The 1,550-nt window shown below is 67.6% G+C and carries 3 protein-coding genes; 1 reads left to right on the top strand and 2 read right to left on the bottom strand.

What is annotated here, in order from left to right; translation table 11 throughout:
• A partial coding sequence (locus ACN269_RS34000; protein WP_421477338.1) for an STAS domain-containing protein occupies positions 1 to 410 on the top strand: 410 nt, incomplete at its 5' end.
• Here the strand turns inward: ACN269_RS34000 and ACN269_RS33995 are convergent.
• The gene (locus ACN269_RS33995; protein WP_421477336.1) at positions 381 to 1,166 is read right to left on the bottom strand and encodes an RNA polymerase sigma factor SigF; all 786 of its coding nucleotides are present in this window, start codon (positions 1,164 to 1,166) and stop codon (positions 381 to 383) included. The genes ACN269_RS34000 and ACN269_RS33995 overlap by 30 nt on opposite strands.
• The coding region (locus ACN269_RS33990; RefSeq protein WP_421477334.1) for an ATP-binding protein at positions 1,163 to 1,550 on the bottom strand (388 nt) is incomplete at its 5' end. The genes ACN269_RS33990 and ACN269_RS33995, both read right to left, overlap by 4 nt.

Genomic DNA, 1,550 nt, shown 5'->3' with positions numbered 1-1,550 from the left:
TCCCCGGTCCGGGGCCGAGTCCGACCGACTGTCTCACCGCACAGTTCACTACCCACCAGCTGTCATCGGTCGCGGTCGTAACCGTGGCCGGCGAAGTCGACGCCGCCAACGCGCAAGCATTCATTGACTACGTCACCGAGCAGGCCGCCCACGTCGACAGCCTGGTGCTCGACCTGACCGGCGTGGATTTCTTCGCCACCGCTGGGTTTTCGGCACTGCACACCATCAGCGTGCAATGCGCCGGGGCAGCGGTCGGCTGGGCCCTGGTACCCAGCCGAGCGGTCGATCGCGTACTGGAAGTCTGCGACCCGGATTCGACGCTGGTGCGGCGCGGGACCGTCGAAGATGCCGCGGCCCGTCTCAAAGATGAGCCGCGACCGCTACTCCAGCTGGTCGCGGAGTCGGGTTAGCGACTTCGCCAGCAGCCGCGACACGTGCATCTGGGAGATGCCGACCCGCTCGGCGATCTGGGTCTGGGTCATCGAATGGAAGAACCGCAGCACGATCACGGTGCGTTCGCGCTCCGGCAGGGCGTCGAGCAGCGGCCGCAACGCCTCGCGGTTCTCGATCTGGTCCAGCCCGTCGTCGACGTCGCCCAGGGTGTCGGCGATCGCCGGGGCATCCTCGTTGCCGCTGCTGCCGGAGCTGTCGATCGACAACGTGTTGTAAGAGCTGCCGGCCACCAGTCCCTCGATCACCTCGTCGCGGTCCATGTCGAGTTCCTGGGCGAGCTCCGATGCGGTCGGCGCGCGCCCCAGCCGTTGGGACAACTCGGCGGTCGCCGCACCGATGCGCAGGTGCAGCTCCTTGAGCCGCCGCGGCACCTTGACCGACCAGCTGTTGTCGCGGAAATGGCGGCGGACCTCGCCCATGATCGTCGGGACGGCGAACGAGACGAAATCCGATCCGGCGTCGACGTCGAACCGGATCACCGCGTTGACCAGACCGACCCGGGCCACTTGCACCAGGTCTTCGCGCGGTTCTCCCCTGCCGTCGAACCGCCGCGCGATGTGATCGGCCAACGGCAGGCACCGCTCCACGATGCGGTCCCGCCGACGCTGGGCCTCTTCGGTGGGCGCATCACGCAACTCGCGGAACATCTCCGCGACGTCGGAGTACTCAGAGTTGCGTCGCGGTGACGAACTCTGGGATGACGACGCCGTCACCGCAACGAACTCGCTCGTCTCGTCGTCAGGGAGATCCCGAACACCTGCCCCTGATCCCGGTCCTGCCCGTCCTGGAAGGTCCGCACCTCATCGGTCAGCGAACTGAGCACATGCCAGCTGAAACTGCCGCGGGCCAGCACGTCGGCGGTGTCACAGGTGGTGTGCGCGGCGACGATGAGCTCATCGGCCCCCGGTGTGACGGCGACCACCAACGTGGCGTCGGGTACCGCCGAGCGGATCAGCCGGGTACACGCCTCGTCGACAGCCAGCCGCAGATCCGACACGGTGTCGAGATCAAGATCCTCAAAAGTGCCCACCGCGGCGACCAGGGTCCGCACCAGGGCCAGGTTCTCCAGCCGAGCCGGCACCCGGAACTCCACGGAG

This window comes from Micromonospora sp. WMMD736 (genome assembly GCF_049179015.1).
Taxonomy (GTDB): Bacteria; Actinomycetota; Actinomycetes; order Mycobacteriales; family Micromonosporaceae; genus Micromonospora.
The sequence above is the reverse complement of the archived record's forward strand: the minus strand, read 5'-3'. Positions and strand labels throughout refer to the sequence as shown.